This window comes from Streptomyces sp. NPDC002640, assembly GCF_053592575.1.
Genome location: NZ_JBSFVZ010000001.1, coordinates 141,236 through 162,913, shown reverse-complemented (window position 1 = coordinate 162,913; position 21,678 = coordinate 141,236). Strand labels below are relative to the sequence as shown.

Sequence of the window (21,678 nt, the reverse complement as noted above, 5' to 3'; positions counted from 1 at the left end):
TGCGGGTCCGCCCCTGACGGCCCGTCGGCCGCGTTCAACTATAAATATGTCGATAGGCCCCTGTCGCTACGGTGATTGGACACTGACACAGAGTCAACTAGCCTTGGTGGCGCGGTGCGACAGCACGGTCGCACGGCGTGCGGACGGCCCGGTCCGAGCCACGAGGGGGGAGGCTCGGACCGGGCGTTCGCGTCGTACGGGATCAGCCGCCGGAGACGGCCGGCCGCGCGGCCTCGTCCAGGGCGCGCAGGACGTCCGCCACCAGGTCCTCCGGATCCTCGGCGCCCACCGAGAGCCGGATGAAGCCCGCCGGCACCGCGTCCCCGCCCCAGCGGCCGCGCCGCTCGGCGCTGGACCGCACCCCGCCGAAGCTGGTCGCCTCGTCGACCAGCCGCAGCGACTCCAGGAAGCGCTCCGCGTGCTCGCGGTCGGGGAGGGTGAAGGAGACGACGCAGCCGAAGCGGCGCATCTGACGCGAGGCCACGGCGTGCGACGGGTCGTCGGGGAGTCCCGGGTAGCGCAGGTCGGCCACCTCGGGCCGCTCCTTGAGGGTCCTGGCCAGGGTGAGGGCGGTGGCCGCCTGCCGGTCCACCCGCAGCTGCAGGGTGGAGAGGGAGCGGTGGGCCAGCCAGGCCTCCATCGGGCCGGGGATCACGCCGACGATCTTCCGCCAGCGCCGGACCGCGTCCATCGCCTCGCCGCGCGCGCCCGTCACATAGCCCAGGAGCACGTCTCCGTGGCCGGTGAGCTGCTTGGTGCCGCTGGCCACCGAGAAGTCCGCGCCCAGCTCCAGCGGCCGCTGGCCGAGCGGGGTGGCCAGCGTGTTGTCGACGGCTACCGCGATCCCCCGCGCGTGCGCCTCCTCGGCGAGCCGGCGCACGTCGCAGACGTCCAGGCCGGGGTTGGAGGGCGTCTCGATCCACAGCAGCCTGGCGCCGTCGAGCACCTCCAGCTGCGCGTCCCCGCCGGTGGGCGCGGTGCGCACCTCCACGCCGAAGGCCTCCAGCTGGGCGCGCACCAGGGGGAAGACCTGGTAGCCGTCGCTGGGCAGGACGACGGCGTCACCGGTCCTCAGCTGGGAGAACAGGACCGCGGAGATCGCGCCCATGCCGGAGGGGAAGACCAGCGTCTCGACGTCGTCCCGGCCGGGCGCCTCGAGTTCGCCGATGGCGTTCTCCAGCAGCGTCCAGGTCGGGTTCTCGTCCCGGCCGTAGGTGTACGGACCGGTGGGCTCGCCCGGCAGGTGGAAGTGGGCGGCGAAGACGGGGCCGGGGAGGGTCGGCTCGTGCTTGAGGGGCTCCGGCAGACCGGCGCGCACGGCGCGCGTCCCGTCGCCCTTCCGCGGAGGGATGGCCTCCGTGCCGTCGGCGTCGCCCGCCGCGTTCGCCGGGGAGTCGTAGTTCATGCGGCCCGTCCTTCCTGCTGCTCACGTCCGGTGCGGCCTGCCGCGCCCACCGGCCCCCACTGTCTCAGGACGGTCGGGCCGGCGGGCGGACGGGTGTGCGTCACGACCCCGGGGCGGGCCGCGGCGGACGGGAGGGTCGTCGGAGCGGCGGGAGGCCGGAGTAGGCCGGGTCAGTCCTTGTCGGGCAGCACCAGGTTCAGGGCCCAGGAGACCACCGCGACGACGAGGCCGCCGAGGACCGCGGTCCAGAAGCCGTCGACGTGGAAGCTCAGGTCCAGCTTCCCGGCGATCCAGGAGGTGAGCATCAGCATCAGGGCGTTGACCACCAGGGTGATCAGGCCGAGGGTGAGGATGAAGAGCGGCAGCGTGAGCAGCTGCACGACCGGCTTCACCAGCAGGTTGACGAGACCGAAGATCAGCGCCACCACGATCAGGGTGCCGGCCTTCTTGCCGGTGCTGCCGCCCTCGAGACTGATCTTGTCGATCAGCCATACGGCGACCGCCAGTGCGCCCGCGTTGGCGAGCGTCTTGACCAAGAAGTTCATCATGGGTCTGATCGTGGCAGACGAGATCGATTTCGGTGCTGACCTCAAGGGGCGAGCGGGGCGATGAAGGCATTCCGGCTGGACGAACTGGAGGCGGAGCGGGCCGCCAACGACGGCGCGTACCTGCAGTTCCTGCGTGAGCGGAACATGTCGGTGGGGCTCTACGCCCTGGACGCGGGCGCGCAGGACCCGCAGCAGCCGCACCATCAGGACGAGGTGTACCTCGTGGTGAGCGGACGCGGTTGGTTGACGGTGGGGGCCGAGACCACGGAGGTGGCGCGGGGCAGCGTGGTCTACGTGCCGGCCGGGGTGCCCCACAAGTTCCACCACATCAGCGAGGACCTGCGGGTCATGGTGGTCTTCTCGCCCCCCGAGGGCTGACCCGCCAACCCTTAGGGGAGCGATCAGGGACGAACGAGGGTGCCCGAGGCGCCTGCCGGGCCCCTTCCGCGCCTAGCATCGAAGACGTACCGGAAGACGTGCTGGGAGAAGGGGCTGGGCGATGCGTGAGATCCTCGCGGACGTGCCGTGGTGGGTGAAGTGGGTCGCGATCCCGGTGATCGCCCTGGTGGTCTTCGGAGGCCTGATAGCGAACGTGCTGGGCTTCCTCGTGGGGCTGCTGTTCAAGGTGCTGCTCTTCGTCGCACTGGTGGGCGGCCTCATCTTCGTGGTGCGGAAGTTCACGGGGTCCTCGTCCTCGTCGTCCGACGAGAAGTGGTAGCCAGGAGCGCAAGGGGTGGATCCCTCGTGAGAGGGAAGTGTGGTCCGCGGGGTGTATCCCGCAGGTGACGGACCGTTAGAGTCCGGAACTCGTCGCGGGGGAGTCAGAGCCCCCGCGGGCGGCCCGCACAGTCCCCGTGTTTCCCCGGCACGGGCAGCCCCCTCGCGCTCCGGGAGTGACCCTTGGCCACGGCCGACACTGCGTCCGCCGCACGACGCGCCCCCTCCGTGCCCGTCCAGCCCACCCAGGCGGGCCACGCGGCCGCCCCCGCCGAGGAGGGCTCCGCGAGAGGCAGAAGGGGCGGGTCCACGGGTGGCGCGGCGCAGGGCCGGCCGGCGACGCTGATCGGTTCCGTCCAGCGGGCCATGCGGCTGCTGGAGACCGTGGCCGAGCACGAGGGCGGCGCGCCCGCCAAGCAGCTCGCCCGGCAGACGGGAGTGGCGCTGCCGACGACGTACCACCTGCTGCGCACCCTGGTCCACGAGGGCTATCTGCGGCGCGACAGCGGGCTCTTCCACCTCGGGGACGCCTCCGAGCGGCTGGGCCGCAGGCTGGCCCGGCAGAAACGTCGCGTCGTCGCCGACGCGCTGGCGCACTGGCACGACACCATCGGCGCGCCGCTGTACTGCGCCCGCTACCGCGACGGCGAGATCGAGGTGCTCGGTGTCGCGGACTCCCCGGAGACCCCCGCCGTCGACGAGTGGGCCGACTTCCGGGCCACCGGGCACGCGCACGCCATCGGGCAGTGCCTCCTGTCCCAGCTCGACGAGGACGCCCGGCGGGACCATCTGGCCCGCCACCCGGTGCAGCCGCTCACGCGGTACACCGTCGAGGACGAACGGGTCCTGCTGCGGCGTTTGGCGGCCGGTCGCCATGGGGAGCCAGTGATCGAGCGTCAGGAGTACGCGCTCGGCACGGTGTGCGCCGCGATCCCCATCCGGATCGGCACGCTCGTCGCCACGGTGGCGGTCTCGCTGCCCGTCCAGCAGGCCGATCACCTGCTTCCCGCGGCCCGTCGGCTGCAGGCCGAGATCGGGCGTCAGCCCGGTGTCCTGGCCCTGTCTTTCAGTATCTGAAAAATCACTCCTTGTGATTCGCCGTGTACGTTCAGCAAGATGGCGCGCAGGGTCAGCAGGATGAGTCCCGGACAACCCGAGGACAAAAGACGGGGTAGGCGATGCGCGAGTCGGTGCAGGCAGAGGTCATGATGAACTTTCTCGTCTCGGACGAGCTCTCGTTCCGCATTCCGGTCGAGCTGCGCTACGAGACCTCTGATCCGTTCGCCGTGCGACTGACCTTTCACCTTCCTGGTGACGCACCGGTGACCTGGGCCTTCGGTCGGGAGCTGCTGATCGACGGGGTGGGGCGGCCGTGCGGGGACGGTGACGTCCGGGTGTCGCCCGCCGACCCGGACATGCTGGGCGAGGTGCTGATCAGGCTCCAGGTGGGCCGTGACCAGGCGCTGTTCCGCTCCGGAGCCGCCCCCCTGGTTGCCTTCCTGGACCGGACGGACAAGCTGGTGCCGCTCGGCCAGGAGGGGGCGCTCGCCGATTTCGACGCGCACCTGGACGAGGCGCTGGACCGCATCCTGGCCGAGGAACAGAGCGCCGGCTGACCCCGTCGCCGTGGCCCGCGTCGCTCCCGTGAAGGAACGCTTCCGCCCGGCGGCCCGAGGGCGGCCGGGCCTCCTCCGCCCCGTCGGCGGCCGGCGTCCGCGCCGGCTCTCGACACGGGGAGACGCGCGGGTGATCAGCGGCGGCGGCGACGTCCCCGGGTCCCCCGCCCGCCGGTCCCCCGCCCGCCGGAGCTTCGGCCGGAGGACTGCCCGGCGGAACGCCCGACTCCCCGGCCGGCCGTCCGGGGAGCGCCGGAGCCGTCCGGCCCGGGGCGGTCGGCGGAGACCACCAGGGCGGCCAGCGCGGTGGTCACCGGCACCGAGGCCACCAGGCCGATGGAACCGATCAGGGTGCGCACGATCTCCTGGGCGACCAGCTCGCTGTTGGCCACCGACCCCACGCTGCTCTGGGCGATGGAGAAGAGCAGCAGCAGCGGCAGCGCCGCACCCGCGTAGGCGAGGACCAGGGTGTTGACCACCGAGGCGATGTGATCCCGGCCGATGCGCAGACCGGCCCGGTAGAGCCCGCGCGGCCCGAGCGAGGGATTGGCCTCGTGGAGCTCCCACACCGCGGAGGTCTGGGTGACGGTGACGTCGTCGAGGACACCGAGCGAACCGATGATGACGCCGGCCAGGAGCAGACCGCTCATGTCGAGCTGCGGGTAGAGGCCGTGGATCAGGCCCGTGTTGTCGTCGGTGTTGCCCGTGAGGTCGCCCCAGCCGATGAACACCGAGCCCAGGACGCCGATCAGCAGCAGCGACACCAGGGTGCCCAGGACCGCCACCGATGTCCGGGCCGAGAGTCCGTGGCACAGGTAGAGCGCGATCAGCATGATGGCGCTGGAGCCGACCACCGCCACCAGCAGGGGGTTCGAGCCCTGCAGGATGGCCGGAAGGATGAAGAGGGTGAGCACCATGAAGCTCACCGCCAGCGCGATCAGCGCCATCAGGCCGCGCAGCCGGCCCACGATCACGACCGCCACCGCGAAGATGCCCGCCAGCAGCGTCAGCGGGAACTTCCGGTCCATGTCCATCACGGAGTACTGCAGTTCCTTGGGCGCGGTCGGCTCGTAGGCGACGATCACCGAGTCGCCCTTCGCCAACTGCCGTGACTGGTCGCGCTGGACCGTCTCGACGAAGGTGCGGCCCTCGTCCTTGCCGGTGTCGATGCGCACCGTGGCCAGCGTGCATTCCTGCTTCTGGTCCGGCTGCTGTCCGCAGGCCGTCTTCTCGACGCGGGTCACGGTGCCCTGCTCGGTGTGCCGGTCGAAGCCCACGCCGGAACGCTCGTGGTCCGGGGCGCCACCGGGCCAGAGGGCCAGCAGGCCCACCGCCACGGCGGCGGCGAACGGCACCAGGACGGCGGCGATGATCCGCCGGAGCCGGCGGGAGGCCGGTGCGGCCGGTCCATGGGCATGGCTGTGGCCGTGCCCATGCCCATGTGCGGGGGCGGCGGGATCGGGTGCCGGGCCGGGGCCGCGACCGTGGTCGGGGCGGGCGCCGTGCTGCGCATGGCCGTGAGGCACGTGTGCGTCGGAGGAGGGACGCTGCGGTTCGGGAGGCGGTTGCATGGTGCTCACGGACAGATCATCCCAAGAGTGACAGTGGCCTACTGTTCACCGCGCCCGGCGGGACGCTAGCGTGGGGTCACCTTTGCACACGCGGGAGCTCGGAGCACCGGGCTGAGAGGACGCTGACCTCCGTTCCGCCCTGGTTCACAGGGCGCACAGGCGATGTTTCACGGGAAACATCGTGCCGGAGACCGCTGCGTCGACCGCCGAACCTGTTACCGGGTAATGCCGGCGTAGGGAGTAGGTCTCATGACCGACAAGGAAGCACGCACGCCTGCTCGTTGGCACAAGGGCCATGTCGAGGGTTCCCGCCCCGACATCCGCGTGCCGGTACGACGGGTCCACCTCACCAACGGCCGCACGGTGTCGCTCTACGACACCTCCGGCCCGTACACCGATCCGGCGGTGGACACCGACGTCCGCCGGGGCCTGTCGCCGTTGCGGCAGAACTGGATCATCGCCCGCGGGGACACCGAGGAGTATCCGGGCCGCCCGGTCCGCCCCGAGGACGACGGCATCCGCCACACCGCACCGCGCGGCGGACTGCGCAACCTGGACGCGGTCTTCCCGGGCCAGCCGCGGCGACCGCGCCGCGGCCGGGACGGCGGACCCGTCACCCAGCTCGCCTACGCGCGACGGGGCGAGATCACGCCCGAGATGGAGTTCGTGGCCATCCGGGAGGACGTCCCGCCGGAGGTCGTGCGCGAGGAGATCGCCGCGGGACGGGCGGTGCTGCCGGCCAACGTGAACCACCCGGAGATCGAGCCGATGATCATCGGCAAGCGGTTCCTGGTGAAGGTCAACGCCAACATCGGCAATTCGGCGGTGACCTCCTCGATCGAGGAGGAGGTGGAGAAGATGACCTGGGCGACCCGCTGGGGCGCCGACACGGTCATGGACCTCTCCACCGGGCGGAACATCCACACCACCCGTGAGTGGGTGCTGCGCAACTCCCCCGTCCCCATCGGCACCGTGCCGCTCTACCAGGCGCTGGAGAAGGTCGACGGCAAGGCGGAGGAGCTCACCTGGGAGATCTACCGGGACACGGTGATCGAACAGGCGGAGCAGGGCGTGGACTACATGACCGTGCACGCCGGTGTGCGGCTGGCGTACGTGCCGCTGACGGCCGGGCGGAAGACGGGCATCGTCTCCCGGGGCGGGTCGATCATGGCCGCCTGGTGTCTCGCGCACCACAAGGAGAGCTTCCTCTACGAGAACTTCGAGGAACTGAGCGAGATCCTGGCCGCCTACGACGTCACCTACTCGCTGGGCGACGGTCTGCGGCCCGGGTCGATCGCCGACGCCAACGACGAGGCGCAGTTCGCCGAGTTGCACACGCTCGGGGAACTCGGCCGCGTCGCCAGGCGTTGTGGTGTGCAGACGATGATCGAGGGCCCGGGACACGTCCCGATGCACAAGATCAAGGAGAACATCGACCTTCAGCAGGAGATCTGCGATGAGGCTCCGTTCTATACGCTCGGCCCGCTGACCACGGACATCGCTCCGGGGTACGACCACATCACCTCCGGCATCGGCGCCGCGATGATCGCCTGGTGGGGCACGGCGATGCTGTGCTACGTCACCCCCAAGGAGCACCTGGGGCTGCCCGACCGGGACGACGTGAAGACCGGCGTGATCACCTACCGGATCGCCGCGCACGCGGCGGACCTGGCCAAGGGGCATCCGGGCGCGCAGGAGTGGGACGACGCGCTCTCCGACGCGCGGTTCGAGTTCCGGTGGGAGGACCAGTTCGACCTCTCCCTGGACCCGGACACGGCACGGGCGTTCCACGACGAGACCTTGCCGGCCGAACCGGCGAAGACGGCGCACTTCTGCTCCATGTGCGGGCCGAAGTTCTGCTCCATGCGGATCAGCCGGGACATCAACGAGCGGTTCGGCGGTGACGCCGGGGCGGCCGCCTCGGCGGAGGAGGTCGCCGAGGGGATGCTCCAGAAGTCCAAGGAGTTCGCGGCGGGCGGCAACCGGGTCTACGTGCCGCTGACGGAACGGCCGGACCGGGCGGACCGGGCGGCTCTTCCCGGGCAGCCGGAGGGGGCGGGCCGGGCCTGACGGGTTGACGGGTCGCGGCGTCTCCTGGGCGGACCGCCGCGGTGGGTGAGACCGCGGCGGCCCGCCGCGGTCCGTTCCGCGTCCGTCGGTCCGTTCCGCGTCCTCGGTCGGTCGGTGTGGTGTGTGCGGTCGACGCCGTCAGGTGCCGCCGGTTCGGCCGGGGCAGGCCGGGTCCGGGGTGTGCGACCTGGCCTGCCCCGGTGTTCCGTCCGGTGCTTCGGCACTGGCGTGCGGCACTGCCGACCCGGGTGTGCCCCCGCGCCGTGAGGCGCGGGGACCACTACCTGGGGCGGCGGTTGTGGCTGGAGAAGTCCGGGCTGCTGTACCCGGGGCTGCTGAAGCGCGGGCTGGTGATCCGGTTGGGCTCCCGGCCGGGACCGGGGTAGCCGTCGCGGTCGCCCGGGTCCGGCAGTGGCGCGCCGGCCGGGGAGACCTGCGGGGACGAGGTCGACGCCCGGTCCAGGAACGGCTGGATGCCGCGCTCACGCAGGGCGTCCAGCCATTCCGCACGGGCCCGCTCGAGGTCCGCGTCCCGCCGGCCCCGCGGTTCCACGTGGTAGGCACGGGACCCGTTGCGCAGGGCGGTGACCAGCAGCCCGGCCGCCGCGGCCAGCAGCCCGGCTGCGGCCAGCGCGCCGAACACCCAGCCGGCGGTCAGCAGCTTTCCCGCCATCGCCGGCTCCGGCGTGAGCATTTTCAGCAGGTAGCCGATCAGCAGCAGGACGACCGCGGACGCACCCGCCAGCAGCGGGGCCAGGACGACCGTCACGGCGGCGGCCCCGGGCCCGGAGTCGTCGGCCTCCCGCAGCGTGCGGAGGTCGTCCCCCTCGGATCCCGGTTCCTGCTCCACGGCGGCCAGGCTCCGGAGGCCTTCGCGCAGGTCGACGTAGTGGTCGTACTCGGGCGCCGCCTCCTGCAGGATCTCGTCCGCGCAGGAGAGGGCGTGCGAGCGCAGCTGCTCGGTGGTGGGCCGGGCGGAAAGGGCCGCCGGGTGGTCGTAGCGCGAGGTCGAGCGGAGGGCCTCGTCCAGGGCTCGCTCGAAATCGGGGCGGTCCTCGTTCCGCAGGTGCCGCGGGTGGCTGGTCATGTGCATCCCCCGATGCTCCGTAGGGCTGGTGGCTCGGCATGCCGACGAGCCGTCTGGCTGGGACGGAGGGGAGCCTGCTACGGATAGTCCGATGGTAGTGCCGCGGCGGCGGGTGATGACAAGGGGATTACGGGGAGTTTCACGGTTTCCCCGCCGGAATCCGCCCGGTTCGGACGGGCGCTGGGGCGGCTGAACACCCCTGTGACACAAGGGACTTGACGCCTCACCGCGTCACGCCGCCCGGACGGTTCGACCGGGCGGGTCAGGTGATCGGCAGGCGGCGGACCAGGAGGGTGCCGGCCATGGTGACCCCGCCGTCCATGGCGATGGCGAGTCCGTCGGCGTAGACGTGCGGGCCGTCGATCGTCGGGCGGCCCGAGCCGCCCTCACCGTCCTCCCCACCGGCCTCGCCGGTGAGGTAGGGGATCGGGCTGTGGCCGTGCACGATCCGGGTGCCGCCGTAGGCGTCGAGGAGCTCGCGGGCCGCCTCGGCGCCACCGGCGTCGCGGAAGGCGAACCGCTTGGTGAACTTGCGGAAGAGGTCCCAGACCTCGTCCGGGTCGTTGCGGGTCAGCGTCTCCCGGACGGTGTCGTTGACCTCCTCGGTGGAGTTGCCGAACTCCAGGTACGCGGTGGTGTCGGAGTGCAGCAGCAGGTGGCCGTCGACCTCCTCCATGGCGGCGAGCCGGGACATCCACTGCAGGTGGTGGTCCTGGAGGCGCTCCATGTCGGCCTTCTGCCCGCCGTTGAGCAGCCAGGCCGCCTGGAAGGTGGCCGTGCCGGCGCTCGAGTTGACGGGGGTGTCGCCGTACCGCTTGGCGCCGAGCAGGAGCAGTTCGTGGTTGCCCAGCAGGGCCTTGCAGTAACCGCCCGCGGCCGCGGCCTCGGCCGACAGCCGCATCACCAGCTCGATCACGCCGACGCCGTCCGGGCCGCGGTCGGTGAAGTCGCCGAGGAACCACAGGCGGGTGGTGCCGGCCGACCAGTTGCCGTTCTCGTCGACGATCCCCTGCTCCCGCAGGGCGTCGAGGAGTTCGTCGAGGTAGCCGTGGACGTCGCCCACCACGTAGAGCGGTCCGGGGGCGGGCTTGCCGGGGGCGGGGGACTCGGCGGGCTCCGCGGCGGCGGCCACGGACGGGCCGAGCTGGAGCGTGTCGCCCCGGCGGATCACCGGCAGGTCGCGCTCGGTCGGCGTGTACTCCTCGGGCATCCCGTCCGGGAAGGCCTCCGGGGGCACGGAGCCGGGGTGCGGCTCGGCGGGGGGCGCGGCCTGGCCCGCGGGCGAGGGCGGCACCAGGTGAGCCCGAGGGGCCGGGTGGGCCGCCGACGCAGCCTGATGTCCGGGGACGGGCGGATGCCCGGGGGCGGCCGGGTGGACCGGGTGCGCAGAAGGAGCCGGGTGCCCGGGAGCGGCCGGATGCGCCGGGCGTGCCGGATGAACCGGCTGTGCCGAAGGCGCCGGAGCCGCCGGGTGAGCCGGAGCCGCGGGGTGCGCCGGAGGGGCCGGGTGAGCCGGAGGGGCCAGGTGAACGGGTGGGACCGGGGGCGCCGGAGGTTGTCCCGCCGCGGGGTGCGGTGCGGGTTCGTGGACGTATGCGGGCACCCGGAAGTCGCGCAGTGTCGCCGTGCGCTCCACCTCGGGTCCCCGACCGGCCCCCTGAGTCATCGACCCCTCCACCATCGCGCCGCGTCTGCACCGCATCGGACTGCCTGGTGGCAGCGGCCCGCGGTGTCGTGCGCCCATCATAGGAACGCGGATCGTGCCGTGGGACGACCCAGGGGTGGTGAATCCTGCGGCAACAGGCCTTGGCGTGCGGGATTTCGGTCGAATCGCACGGTGTGCACGGGTTGACGCCGCCCTTTGCGGGACGTCGCCGCCGGGACGGATGTCACTGTTGCGGGCCCTTTGCGCGCGCGTCGGCACGGGCGCGCACGACGGCCCGGGGCCCGCGGACGTGCGAACCGGCGGCCACCGGCACCGTCCGGCACCGTCCGGCGCCGGCCGGCGGTGTCGGTGGGCGCGGGCGAGGGTCCGCCCGCGTGACCGGGAGCGGACCCCTGACCCCCCTGACCCCCGGCCCGCCTCCTCCGGGGCGCGGCCGACGCCGTCGCCCGGAACCGCATCCGGGCCGGCGCCACGGCCGCCACGACCCGGGCCGGCGTCACCCACCCGGGCCGCCCCCCACGGCACGGCACCCTCGCTCAGGTGGAGTTCGGGGTGCGCGGAGGACTCACGGTGGTGCGGGTGGGGCGGCGCTGGGAGGAGGCGCGGACGATCAGCTCCGTCGGCATGACCTGCTCGACCGGCTGGTCCGACGCGACCCCTTCGATCGCGTCGATCAGCAGCTGGACCACCGCCGTGCCGATGCGGCGCGGCTTCAGGGAGAGCGTGGTGATCGGCGGCTCGGTGCTGGCGTACACCGAGGACTCGCTGCAGCACACCAGCAGCAGGTCCTCCGGTACCCGGAGCCCGTACCGCCGGGCGGCGGCGAGCAGGTCGGTGCCGTTGGGGTCGAAGAGGCCGTACACCGCGTCCGGCCGGTCCGGGCGGGCCAGCAGCCGGTCGGCGGCGACGGCGCCCGCGCAGGGGTCGTGCGCCGGGTAGGACTCGTAGACCGGGTCCTGGCCGACGTTCTCGCACCAGCGCAGGTAGGCGGTGGTGGACAGGCGGGTGTACGTGTCCGTGCTGGTGCCGGTGAGGAGTCCGATGCGGCGCGCGCCGGCCGCGGCCAGGTGGTCCAGGATGCCCAGCACCGCGGCCTCGTGGTCGTTGTCCACCCAGGCGGTCACCGGGAGCGTGCCGTTCGGGCGGCCGTCGGAGACCACTGGTAAACCCTGCCGGGCCAGTTCGGCGACCACCGGGTCGTGGTCCGACGGGTCGATGACCACCGTGCCGTCCAGGGCGACGTTGGACCACACGTCGTGCCGTGAGGTCGCCGGCAGGATCACCAGGGCGTAGCCGCGGTCCAGTGCCGCCGAGGAGGCCGCCCGGGCCATCTCGGCGAAGTAGGCGAACTCGGTGAAGGTGAAAGGTTCATCCCCGTACGTGGTCACCGTCAGGCCGATGAGGCCCGACTTCCCGGTACGGAGGGTCCGGGCCGCGGCCGAGGGGCGGTAACCGAGACGGTCGGCCACCTCCCGGACATGGCGTCGCGTGGCATCGGGCAGTCGGCCCTTGCCGTTGAGGGCGTCGGAGACGGTCGTGATGGAGACTCCGGCCGCTGCGGCCACGTCCCGGATGCCCGCCCGGCCCGGACGTCCGCCCCGCCGGGTGATCTCCGCCCGGTTCACCTGGTGCTTCCCTGCTGCTGTCATGGCGAGCCGATAGTAGGGCCCGGAGAGGGGGGTGGCCGGGGGCTTCCCGACCGTTGACAGACACGTTTCTCCATGGTCATGTGACAGCTGAGCCTTGGAAAGTAAGGGCATCAGAACCATCTGTCGTGGCTGCGCATGTAGTGATGTGTGCGTGTCGAGTGCATGGAAACGGCTCCGGAACGGGTGCAACTCACCTTCACGGGTGATGCGCGCCACGGCGCGGGCCACCGGCGCGCGTGATGTCGCCGCTTGCGCCCCTCACCGTCCCCAGGGCGGCTCCGGCCGGTCGGTGCGCTCCGGCCGGGCCGGTTCCGCGACGGCGTGGGGCTCTTAGGCTGATAGCCATCGGTGCCGTCGGCGCGTGTGCCGCCGGCCGTCATGAGGAGGACTTCGGTGAGCGAGACGATCCCCACACTGCGCGCCGCGCTGGAGGCCGTGCCCTCCTACAAGCCCGGCCGCCCGGCCTCGGGGTCGGGCCCGGTCGCCTACAAGCTGTCCTCCAACGAGAACCCGTACCCGCCGCTGCCGGGTGTGATGGAGAGCGTGGTGGCCGCGGCCGCGTCCTTCAACCGCTACCCGGACATGGCCTGCACCGGTCTGACCGAGGAACTGGCGGAGCGCTTCGGGGTGCCGGCCTCGCACGTGGCCACCGGCACCGGTTCGGTGGGTGTCGCCCAGCAGCTGCTGCAGTCCACCAGTGGCCCCGGCGACGAGGTGATCTACGCCTGGCGCTCCTTCGAGGCGTACCCGATCATCACCCGCATCAGCGGCGCCACGCCCGTGCAGGTGCCGCTGACCTCCGGCGACGTCCACGACCTCGACGCGATGGCCGACGCGATCACCGACCGGACCCGGCTGATCTTCGTCTGCAACCCCAACAACCCGACCGGCACGGTGGTCCGCCGGGCCGAGCTGGAGCGCTTCCTCGACCGGGTGCCCCGTGACGTGCTGGTGGTGCTGGACGAGGCGTACCGGGAGTTCGTGCGGGACCTGGACGTCCCGGACGGCGTGGAGCTGTACCGGGACCGCCCCAACGTCTGTGTGCTGCGCACCTTCTCCAAGGCGTACGGCCTGGCGGGTCTGCGGGTCGGCTTCGCGATCGCCCACGAGCCGGTGGCGGCCGCGCTGCGCAAGACGGCCGTGCCGTTCGGCGTCAGCCAGCTGGCGCAGGACGCGGCGGTCGCCTCGCTGCGGGCGGAGGAGGAGCTGCTCGGGCGGGTCGGGAACCTGGTGGGCGAGCGCGCCCGCGCGGTCGCGGCCCTGCGTGAGCAGGGGTGGACCGTGCCGGACACCGAGGCCAACTTCGTCTGGCTGCGGCTCGGCGAGCGGACCATGGACTTCGCCGCGGCCTGTGAGCAGGCGGGTGTGGTGGTCCGGCCGTTCGCCGGGGAGGGCGTGCGGGTCACCGTGGGCGAGACCGAGGCCAACGACCTGTTCCTCAAGGCCGCGGGGGAGTTCCGCCGCTCCCTCTGACCTCCGACCGGGCCCTGCGCGCCCGGACCGGCACGGCCCGGTGGCCCCCGAGGGGGGCTGCCGGGCCGTCCTCATGCCCGGGGACGGGGACGGGGACGGGGGGCAGGCAGGGCAGGGGCCGGGCGGAAGGGCCGGGTTTCGGCCGATCCGGGACCGAAGGGGGACCCCCCTGTACGGCCGTTGGACCTACATGCTGATAATAGCTTGTGAATGTGAACGCTTTCACAAGCGCGCATGTTCATCCCCCCATGTGCGGATCTGGCGGAACAAACCTCCGCCTCGAGGCACCGCTGTGAAGGAGACCACGTGGACCTCGCCCTGGCACCCGAGACGCTCGCGCGCTGGCAGTTCGGCATCACGACCGTCTACCACTTCCTCTTCGTCCCGCTCACGATCTCGCTGGCCGCGCTCACGGCCGGGCTCCAGACGGCCTGGGTCCGCTCCGGCAAGGAGAAGTACCTCCGGGCCACCAAGTTCTGGGGCAAGCTCTTCCTGATCAACATCGCTCTGGGGGTCGTCACCGGCCTGGTGCAGGAGTTCCAGTTCGGCATGAACTGGTCCGCCTACTCCCGCTTCGTGGGCGACGTCTTCGGGGCCCCGCTGGCCTTCGAGGCGCTGATCGCCTTCTTCTTCGAGTCCACCTTCATCGGGCTGTGGATCTTCGGCTGGGACAAGCTGCCCCAGAAGATCCACCTGGCCTGCATCTGGATGGTCTCGATCGGCACGATCCTCTCGGCCTACTTCATCCTGGCGGCCAACTCCTGGATGCAGCACCCGGTCGGCTACCGGATCAACGAGGAGAAGGGCCGCGCCGAGCTCACCGACTTCTGGCTGGTGCTGACGCAGAACACCACCCTCACCCAGGTCTTCCACAGCCTGACCGCCGCCTTCCTGACCGGTGGTGCCTTCATGGTCGGCATCGCCGCCTACCACCTGGCCCGCGGCCGTCACATCGCGGAGATGCGGACCTCGCTGCGCCTGGGCCTGGTGACCGTGGCGGTGGGCGGTCTGCTGACCGCGGTCAGCGGTGACCTGCTGGGCAAGGTGATGTTCGAGCAGCAGCCGATGAAGATGGCCGCGGCGGAGGCGCTCTGGGAGGGCCAGCGCGGCGCCCCCTTCTCGCTCTTCGCCTACGGGGACGTCGACGAGGGCCACAACACCGTCGCCGTCGAGATCCCCGGTCTGCTCTCCTACCTCGCCTCCAACGACCTCGACCACTACGTGCCCGGCATCAATGACCTCAACAAGCAGATGCAGGAGACGTACGGGCCGGGCGACTACCGCCCCAACATTCCGGTGGCCTTCTGGAGCTTCCGCTGGATGATCGGGTTCGGCATGGCCTCGCTGACGATCGGCATGCTCGGGCTCTGGCTGACGCGCAAGCGGTTCCTGCTCCCCCAGCACCTGCGGACCGGTGAGGACGAGGTCCCGAACCTGGTCCTGCTGCCGCGCGGCAAGGCCGCACTCGGCCCGCGCACGACCCAGCTCTACTGGCGGGTCGCCACCTGGACCATGGCCTTCCCCCTGATCGCCAACGCCTGGGGATGGATCTTCACCGAGATGGGCCGCCAGCCCTGGGTGGTGTTCGGGGTCTTCCAGACCCGCGACGCGGTCTCCCCCGGTGTAGGCCAGGGCGAGGTCCTCGCCTCGATGGCGCTCTTCACGGTGGTCTATGCGGCCCTCGCGGTCGTCGAGGTCAAGCTGCTCGTGAAGTACGTGAAGGCCGGACCGCCGGAGCTCACCGAGGCCGACCTCAACCCGCCCACGAAGATCGGCGGCGACCCGCGCGACGCCGACAAGCCGATGGCCTTCTCGTACTGACCGGCAGGGAGTCGCTCGCATGGAACTGCAACTGCACGACGTCTGGTTCGTCCTGATCGCCGTCCTGTGGACCGGCTACTTCTTCCTGGAGGGCTTCGACTTCGGGATAGGCGTGCTCACCCGGCTGCTGGCCCGCGACCGCGTGGAGAAGCGGGTGCTGATCAACACCATCGGGCCGGTCTGGGACGGCAACGAGGTCTGGCTGGTGACCGCCGCCGGCGCCACCTTCGCCGCCTTCCCCGAGTGGTACGCCACCCTCTTCTCCGGGTTCTACCTGCCGCTGCTGGTGGTCCTGCTCTGCCTGATCCTGCGCGGTGTGGCGTTCGAGTACCGCGTGAAGCGCTCCGGCGAACGGTGGCAGCGGAACTGGGAGGCGGCCATCTTCTGGACCTCCCTGCTGCTCGCGGTCCTCTGGGGCGTGATCTTCGGCAACATCGTGCGCGGGATGCGGATCGACCGCGACCTGGAGTACGTGGGAACCCTGGGCGACCTGCTCAACCCGTACGCCCTGCTGGGCGGTGTGGTGACGCTGGCCCTCTTCACCTTCCACGGCGCGGTCTTCGCGGCGCTGAAGACCGAGGGGGAGATCCGGGACCGGGCGCGCCGGCTGGCGGTGCGGCTCGGTGCGGTCACCGCGGTGCCGATGGCCGGCTTCCTGGTGTGGACCCTGCTCACGCGGGGCGGTACCCCGAGCCTGGTGGCGGCGGTGGTGACGACGACCGCGCTGGGCGGCGCGGTGCTCGCCGGGCGGGCCGGACGGGAGGGCTGGTCGTTCGTCCTCTCCGGCCTGACCGTGGTGGCGCTGGTCGCGGTGTTCTTCCTCTCCCTGTTCCCGGCGGTCATGCCCTCGACGCTGGACGAGAGCTGGAGCCTGACGGTCACCAACGCCTCGTCCAGCCCCTACACCCTGAAGATCATGACCTGGTGCGCGCTGGCGGCCACGCCGGTGGTGCTGCTGTACCAGGCGTGGACGTACTGGGTGTTCCGCAAGCGGATCGGCACGCGGCACATCGCCGTGGGCCACTGACGAACGAGGTTTCACGTGAAACCGGTGGACCCCCGGCTGGTGCGGTACGCGCGCACCACGCGCTTCTTCCTGGCCGCGGTGGTGGCCCTGGGCCTGGCCGGCGCCGGACTGCTCGTCGCCCAGGCCACGCTGATCGCCGGCGTGGTGGTCGGCGCCTTCCAGCGAGGGCTGGCGCTCGGGGAACTGGGAACTCCCCTGGTGCTGCTGGCCGCCGTCGCCTGCGGGCGGGGTCTGGTCGGCTGGCTGACCGGGCTCGCGGCCCATCGGGCGAGCGCGGCGGTCAAGTCCGAACTCCGGGGGCGGCTGCTGGCACGGACAGCCGCCCTCGGTCCCTCCTGGCTGGACGGGCAGCGCACCGGGTCACTGGTGAACCTGGCCACCCGGGGTGTGGACGCGCTGGACGACTACTTCGCCCGGTACCTTCCCCAGCTCGGCCTCGCCGTGGTGGTCCCGGTGGTGGTGCTGGCGCGGATCGTCACCGGGGACTGGGTCTCCGCGGCGATCATCGTGGGCACGCTGCCCCTGATCCCGCTCTTCATGGCGCTGATCGGCTGGGCCACCGAGGCCCACACCCAGCGCCAGTGGCGCCTGCTGTCCCGGCTCTCCGGGCACTTCCTCGACGTCGTCGCCGGCCTGCCGACGCTGAAGGTGTTCGGGCGCGCCAAGGCGCAGGCCGAGTCGATCCGGCGGATCACCACGGAGTACCGGCGGGCCACGCTGCGGACGCTGCGGATCGCCTTCCTCTCGTCGTTCGCGCTGGAGCTGCTGTCCACCCTCTCGGTGGCGCTGGTCGCGGTGACGATCGGCATGCGGCTGGTCCACGGGGAGATGGACCTCTTCACCGGCCTGGTGGTGCTGATCCTGGCCCCGGAGGCCTATCTGCCGCTGCGGCAGGTGGGGACCCAGTACCACGCGGCTGCGGAGGGCCTGGCGGCAGCGGAAGAGGTGTTCGCGGTGCTGGAGACGCCGCTGCCGGAGGCGGGCCGCCGGCCGGTCCCGGCGGACGGGACGATCACCTTCGAGGGCGTCGCCGTGCGGTACGGCGGCCGGACCCAGGACGCGGTCGGGGACGTCTCGTTCACGGTGGAGCCCGGGGCGGTCGTGGCGTTCACGGGGCCCAGCGGAGTGGGGAAGTCCACGCTGCTGCGGGTGCTGCTCGGACACGTCCGGCCGACGCGGGGGCGGGTCCGGGTGGGCGGCGTCGACCTCGCGGAGATCGACCCGGAGGCCTGGCGGTCACGGATCGCCTGGGTGCCGCAGCGGCCGCACCTCTTCGCGGCGAGCGTCGCGGAGAACGTCCGCCTCGCGCGGCCGGACGCCGGCGAGGCCGAGGTGCGGCGGGCGCTGGCGGACGCGGGAGCGCTGGAGTTCGTGGAGGCGCTGCCGGAGGGGACCGGCACGGTGCTGGGGGAGGACGGCGCCGGGCTGTCGGCGGGGCAGCGGCAGCGGATCGCCCTGGCCCGCGCGTTCCTCGCCGACCGTCCGCTGGTGCTGCTCGACGAGCCCACGGCGGCACTGGACGGGGCGACGGAGGCGGAGGTCACCGAGGCGGTGCGGAGGCTGGCGTCGGGGAGGACGGTGCTGCTGGTGGTCCACCGCCCCGCGCTGCTCTCCGTCGCGGACCGGGTGATCCGGCTGCGGGGCGCCTCGGGCGGGACGGCGACCGGGGTCACGGCGGACGCGGGGGGAGAGGCGGCACCCCTGGCGGACGCCCTCGGGACGGGCTCCGCCGCCGGACGGGCGGACGGCGCGTCCGGTGCCGACATGGTCGCGGAAAAGGTCCCCGGGGCGCGGCGTGCGGGTGTGCGGGCCGGCGGCGGCACCGGCGAGGGCCTGGTGGAGGTGTCCGGGGCGGTGGAGCCCGCCGCGGACCTGGTGCACGAGGCAGGCCCGGCGCCGCGGTTCGGCCGCGGCGGCTCCCCCGACGTGCTGGGACGGGTCCGGGCGCTGTCCGGTGCGCGGGCCGGGCGGCTGGGGTCCGCGCTGGTGCTGGCGACGCTCGCGCTGGGCAGCGCGGTGGGGCTGATGGCCACCTCCGGCTGGCTGATCTCGCGGGCCTCGGAGATGCCTCCGGTGCTCTATCTGATGATCGCGGTGACCGCCACCCGCGCCTTCGGCATCGGCCGCGCCGTGTTCCGGTACGCCGAGCGGCTGGTCTCGCACGACGCCGTGCTGCGGATGCTGGCCGACACCCGGGTGGCCGTCTTCGCGCGACTGGAGCGGCTGGCTCCCGCCGGGCTGCGCACCGCGCGCCGCGGCGACCTGCTGTCCCGGCTGGTCACCGACGTCGACGCGCTGCAGGACTACTGGCTGCGGTGGCTGCTGCCCGCCGGAGCGGCGCTGGCCGTCTCCGCGGGTTCGGTGGGGTTCGCCGCGTGGCTGCTTCCCGAGGCGGGGGCGGTGCTGGCCGTGGGGCTGCTGGCGGCCGGGGTCGGCGTCCCCCTGCTGACGGCGGCGGTGGCCCGGCGGGCCGAGGCACGGCTCGCGCCCGCGCGGGGCGCGCTGGCGACCCGGGTGACCGACCTGCTGACCGGAACCGCCGAGGCGGACGTGGCCGGCGCCCTGCCCGCCCGGCTCGCCGCGGCCCGCGCCGCCGACACCACGCTGACCCGGATCGCCGCCCGCACCGCGTCCGCCAGCGCCCTGGGCGACGGCCTGACCGCCCTGATCGGCGGCCTCACCGTGACCGCCACCGCGCTGGTCGCGGTACCCGCGGTGGCCGCCGGACGACTGGACGGCATCCTCACCGCCGTGGTGGTGCTGACCCCGCTCGCCGCCTTCGAGGCGGTGCTCGGTCTGCCACTCGCCGCGCAGTACCGGCAGCGGGCCCGGCGGGGCGCCGAGCGGGTCTTCGACGTGCTGGACGCGCCGGACCCGGTGCGGGAGCCCGAACGGCCCCGGCCGGTCCCGGCGTCGCCCTTCCCGCTCGCGGTGCGCGGGCTGTCGGCGCGTCACCCGGGGCAGCACCGGCCCGCGTTGAACGGCGTGGACCTCACCCTGCGGCCGGGCCGCAGGGTCGCGGTGGTGGGGCCGTCCGGGGCGGGCAAGACGACCCTCGCCCAGGTGCTGCTCCGGTTCCTCGACCCGGAGGCGGGCTCCTGCACCCTTGGCGGGGTGGACGTCCGTGAGCTGGACGGCGACCAGGTGCGCCGGGTGGTCGGGCTCTGCGCCCAGGACGCCCACCTCTTCGACACCAGCGTCCGGGAGAACCTGCTGATCGCCCGCAGGGATGCCACCGACGCGGAGCTCCGGGCGGTGCTGGACCGGGTGCGGCTGCTGGAGTGGACGGACGCCCTGCCCGACGGCCTGGACACGCTGATCGGCGAGCACGGCGCGCGGATCTCCGGCGGACAGCACCGGCGCCTCGCGCTGGCCCGGGCGCTGCTCGCGGACTTCCCCGTCCTGGTGCTCGACGAGCCCACCGAGCACTTGGACCTGCCGACCGCCGACGCCCTCACCACCGACCTGCTGGCGGCCACCGAGGGGCGCACCACCCTGCTGATCACCCACCGCACCGCGGGGCTGGAGGCGGTGGACGAGGTGCTGGTCCTGGACGGCGGACGGGTGGTGCAACGCGGACCGTACGCGGACCTCGCCGTGGCCGACGGTCCGTTCCGCGCCATGGTGGAACGCGAGGAGGCGGGGGCGCTGCTCGCCGCCTAGGCCTCGGTGGGGCGCCGGGGCCGCTCCCCCTGCCGCGGTATCGCCGCGGCAGGGGGCCCGGGCGCTGGTGCCGGGACAGGGGGTGCCCCCGGCCCCGCGGCGGGGAGGGGATCCCTCGTGAGGTGGTCGCGGCCTCACCCGGCTGCCGCAGGGGTTCCCCCGGCCGTACGTCCTCGACGGGCCGAGCGGCGACCGCGGAACGACGATCGCTGACATGCCCTCACCTCGTTGCTCGCGCCCGCTCGTTCCCGTCCTGCTGTGCCTCCTGGCCGCGTTCACCGTTCACCCCGCGGCCGCCGAGGGGGAACAGGCTCTCTCCGGCCCGCCGGACGACGGCGGCCTCAGTACCCGGGTGGCGCGCCTCCATCAGGAGGCGGAACGGGCCACCCGACGGTACGAGGCGGGCGCGCGGCGCCTGGAGGCGGAGCGGGTCCGGGCCGGGGAGCTGAACCGGATGCTGGCCGAGAAGCGGCAGGAGGCGAAGGCGCTCCGGGAGGACCTGGGCCGGTACGCCAGGGCGCAGTACCGGGCGGGCGGCGGGCTGCCGGTCACCGCCCAACTGCTGCTGGCCGACGACCCGGAGGCGCTGATGACCAGTCACCGCGCGGTCTGGCGGGCGGACCTCGCCGTGCACAACGTGATCGAGAAGAGCCGCCGGGCCGAGCGGCGGCTCACCGAGGAACGTCGGAAGGCCGAGGATCGCAGCCGGCTGATGGAGCAGCGGTCCACGGAGCTGGCCGGGATCCGCCAGGAGATCCAGAGCACCCTGGAGGAGGCGCAGGGGCTGCTGCAGGGCCGGGCGGACGCCTCGGTCGCCGCGGGCTCCTGCCGCGGGACGGTCCGCCTGGAGGAGCCCGAGCTGCCGGCGGCCGGGCCGTGGGTGGCGCCGGTGGACGGATACACGCTGTCGGCCGGGTTCGGGCAGGGCGGGGCACGCTGGGCGAGCCGGCACACCGGGCAGGACTTCGCGGTGCCGATCGGCACCCCGGTGCGGGCGGTGGGCGAGGGGCGGGTGACCCGGGTCGCCTGCGGCGGCCCGTTCGGCATCGAGGTGGTGATCGAGCACCCCGGGGGCCACTACACCCAGTACGCCCACCTGGCCGCGGTCACCGTCGACCAGGGGCAGCAGGTGGGCCCGGGGCAGCTGATCGCGCAGTCGGGCACCAGCGGGAACTCCACCGGTCCCCACCTGCACTTCGAGGTGCGGGTCACGCCCGGATCCGGCTCGGCGCTGGACCCCGTGCCGTGGCTGTCCGCCCGAGGAGTACCGCTGGGCTGAGCCGCCGCCCCGCGGGCCCGGTCGAGGCGATGCCGGGTCGGCCCGGGCGAGGCGTCGCCGGAAGGGCACGGTGAAGGTCTCGCCGG

15 protein-coding genes and 1 pseudogene are annotated in these 21,678 nt (G+C 72.9%); 10 read left to right on the top strand and 6 right to left on the bottom strand.

The window, feature by feature from the left end:
• Positions 1-202: 202 nt before the first annotated feature.
• Together ACWD3O_RS00745 and ACWD3O_RS00740 are read right to left on the bottom strand one after the other, a co-directional pair.
• Positions 203-1,405 carry a cystathionine gamma-lyase gene (locus ACWD3O_RS00745; RefSeq protein WP_451411493.1) on the bottom strand — a complete coding sequence of 401 codons (1,203 nt, stop codon included), beginning with the start codon at positions 1,403-1,405 and terminating at the stop codon, positions 203-205.
• Between the two features lie 170 nt (positions 1,406-1,575).
• A complete protein-coding gene (locus ACWD3O_RS00740; protein WP_451411492.1) occupies positions 1,576-1,953 on the bottom strand; it encodes a phage holin family protein in 378 nt (125 codons plus the stop codon).
• Between the two features lie 60 nt (positions 1,954-2,013).
• Between ACWD3O_RS00740 and ACWD3O_RS00735 the strand changes: the two genes are divergently transcribed.
• From ACWD3O_RS00735 to ACWD3O_RS00720, 4 genes are all read left to right on the top strand, one after another.
• Positions 2,014-2,331 (top strand): cupin domain-containing protein, encoded by a 318-nt coding sequence (locus ACWD3O_RS00735; protein WP_451411491.1) that lies wholly within the window; start codon positions 2,014-2,016, stop codon positions 2,329-2,331.
• Between the two features lie 121 nt (positions 2,332-2,452).
• Positions 2,453-2,671, top strand: coding sequence for a DUF5326 family protein (locus tag ACWD3O_RS00730; RefSeq protein ID WP_451411490.1), 219 nt, complete (start codon positions 2,453-2,455; stop codon positions 2,669-2,671).
• Positions 2,672-2,853: 182 nt separating this feature from the next.
• Positions 2,854-3,747, top strand: a complete 894-nt coding sequence (locus ACWD3O_RS00725; protein WP_451411489.1) for an IclR family transcriptional regulator — start codon at positions 2,854-2,856, stop codon at positions 3,745-3,747.
• Between the two features lie 101 nt (positions 3,748-3,848).
• Positions 3,849-4,286, top strand: a complete 438-nt coding sequence (locus ACWD3O_RS00720; protein ID WP_108956397.1) for an SsgA family sporulation/cell division regulator — start codon at positions 3,849-3,851, stop codon at positions 4,284-4,286.
• Between the two features lie 134 nt (positions 4,287-4,420).
• Here the strand turns inward: ACWD3O_RS00720 and ACWD3O_RS00715 are convergent, their stop codons facing one another.
• Positions 4,421-5,857 carry a YibE/F family protein gene (locus tag ACWD3O_RS00715; RefSeq protein ID WP_451414639.1) on the bottom strand — a complete coding sequence of 479 codons (1,437 nt, stop codon included), beginning with the start codon at positions 5,855-5,857 and terminating at the stop codon, positions 4,421-4,423.
• Between the two features lie 249 nt (positions 5,858-6,106).
• Between ACWD3O_RS00715 and thiC the strand changes: the two are divergent.
• Positions 6,107-7,864, top strand: a pseudogene (thiC, locus tag ACWD3O_RS00710) (phosphomethylpyrimidine synthase ThiC); the annotation flags it as partial.
• A gap of 343 nt (positions 7,865-8,207) precedes the next feature.
• Here thiC and ACWD3O_RS00705 read toward each other — a convergent pair.
• The 3 genes from ACWD3O_RS00705 to ACWD3O_RS00695 form a co-directional block, all read right to left on the bottom strand.
• On the bottom strand, positions 8,208-9,014 hold the full coding sequence (locus ACWD3O_RS00705; RefSeq protein WP_451414423.1) for a hypothetical protein: 807 nt from the start codon (positions 9,012-9,014) through the stop codon (positions 8,208-8,210).
• A gap of 262 nt (positions 9,015-9,276) precedes the next feature.
• Positions 9,277-10,695 (bottom strand): metallophosphoesterase, encoded by a 1,419-nt coding sequence (locus ACWD3O_RS00700; RefSeq protein WP_451414638.1) that lies wholly within the window; start codon positions 10,693-10,695, stop codon positions 9,277-9,279.
• Positions 10,696-11,216: 521 nt separating this feature from the next.
• Entirely contained in the window at positions 11,217-12,329 is a 1,113-nt protein-coding gene (locus ACWD3O_RS00695; RefSeq protein ID WP_451411487.1) for a LacI family DNA-binding transcriptional regulator, read from the bottom strand.
• A 393-nt stretch (positions 12,330-12,722) separates the two neighbouring features.
• Here ACWD3O_RS00695 and hisC point away from each other — a divergent pair, with 393 nt between their 5' ends.
• The 5 genes from hisC to ACWD3O_RS00670 all read left to right on the top strand — a co-directional run bounded on the left by hisC (position 12,723) and on the right by ACWD3O_RS00670 (position 21,592).
• A complete protein-coding gene (gene hisC / locus ACWD3O_RS00690; protein WP_451414422.1) occupies positions 12,723-13,802 on the top strand; it encodes a histidinol-phosphate transaminase in 1,080 nt (359 codons plus the stop codon).
• Between the two features lie 306 nt (positions 13,803-14,108).
• On the top strand, positions 14,109-15,623 hold the full coding sequence (locus ACWD3O_RS00685; protein WP_451411485.1) for a cytochrome ubiquinol oxidase subunit I: 1,515 nt from the start codon (positions 14,109-14,111) through the stop codon (positions 15,621-15,623).
• A gap of 25 nt (positions 15,624-15,648) precedes the next feature.
• Positions 15,649-16,650, top strand: coding sequence for a cytochrome d ubiquinol oxidase subunit II (gene cydB, locus ACWD3O_RS00680; protein WP_451411571.1), 1,002 nt, complete (start codon positions 15,649-15,651; stop codon positions 16,648-16,650).
• Positions 16,651-16,665: 15 nt separating this feature from the next.
• The gene (cydD, locus tag ACWD3O_RS00675; protein WP_451414421.1) at positions 16,666-20,313 is read left to right on the top strand and encodes a thiol reductant ABC exporter subunit CydD; all 3,648 of its coding nucleotides are present in this window, start codon (positions 16,666-16,668) and stop codon (positions 20,311-20,313) included.
• 214 nt (positions 20,314-20,527) lie between these two features.
• On the top strand, positions 20,528-21,592 hold the full coding sequence (locus ACWD3O_RS00670) for a peptidoglycan DD-metalloendopeptidase family protein (RefSeq protein ID WP_451414420.1): 1,065 nt from the start codon (positions 20,528-20,530) through the stop codon (positions 21,590-21,592).
• Positions 21,593-21,678: the final 86 nt, after the last annotated feature.

Bases quoted from the DNA above. Each gene is read 5' to 3' on its own strand.
- ACWD3O_RS00700 (WP_451414638.1), bottom strand. From the start codon at position 10,695: ATGGTGGAGGGGTCGATGACTCAGGGGGCCGGTCGGGGACCCGAGGTG.
- ACWD3O_RS00705 (WP_451414423.1), bottom strand. From the start codon at position 9,014: ATGACCAGCCACCCGCGGCACCTGCGGAACGAGGACCGCCCCGATTTC.
- ACWD3O_RS00745 (WP_451411493.1), bottom strand. From the start codon at position 1,405: ATGAACTACGACTCCCCGGCGAACGCGGCGGGCGACGCCGACGGCACG.
- ACWD3O_RS00720 (WP_108956397.1), top strand. From the start codon at position 3,849: ATGCGCGAGTCGGTGCAGGCAGAGGTCATGATGAACTTTCTCGTCTCG.
- ACWD3O_RS00730 (WP_451411490.1), top strand. From the start codon at position 2,453: ATGCGTGAGATCCTCGCGGACGTGCCGTGGTGGGTGAAGTGGGTCGCG.
- ACWD3O_RS00670 (WP_451414420.1), top strand. From the start codon at position 20,528: ATGCCCTCACCTCGTTGCTCGCGCCCGCTCGTTCCCGTCCTGCTGTGC.
- ACWD3O_RS00715 (WP_451414639.1), bottom strand. From the start codon at position 5,857: ATGCAACCGCCTCCCGAACCGCAGCGTCCCTCCTCCGACGCACACGTG.
- ACWD3O_RS00740 (WP_451411492.1), bottom strand. From the start codon at position 1,953: ATGATGAACTTCTTGGTCAAGACGCTCGCCAACGCGGGCGCACTGGCG.
- ACWD3O_RS00695 (WP_451411487.1), bottom strand. From the start codon at position 12,329: ATGACAGCAGCAGGGAAGCACCAGGTGAACCGGGCGGAGATCACCCGG.
- ACWD3O_RS00735 (WP_451411491.1), top strand. From the start codon at position 2,014: ATGAAGGCATTCCGGCTGGACGAACTGGAGGCGGAGCGGGCCGCCAAC.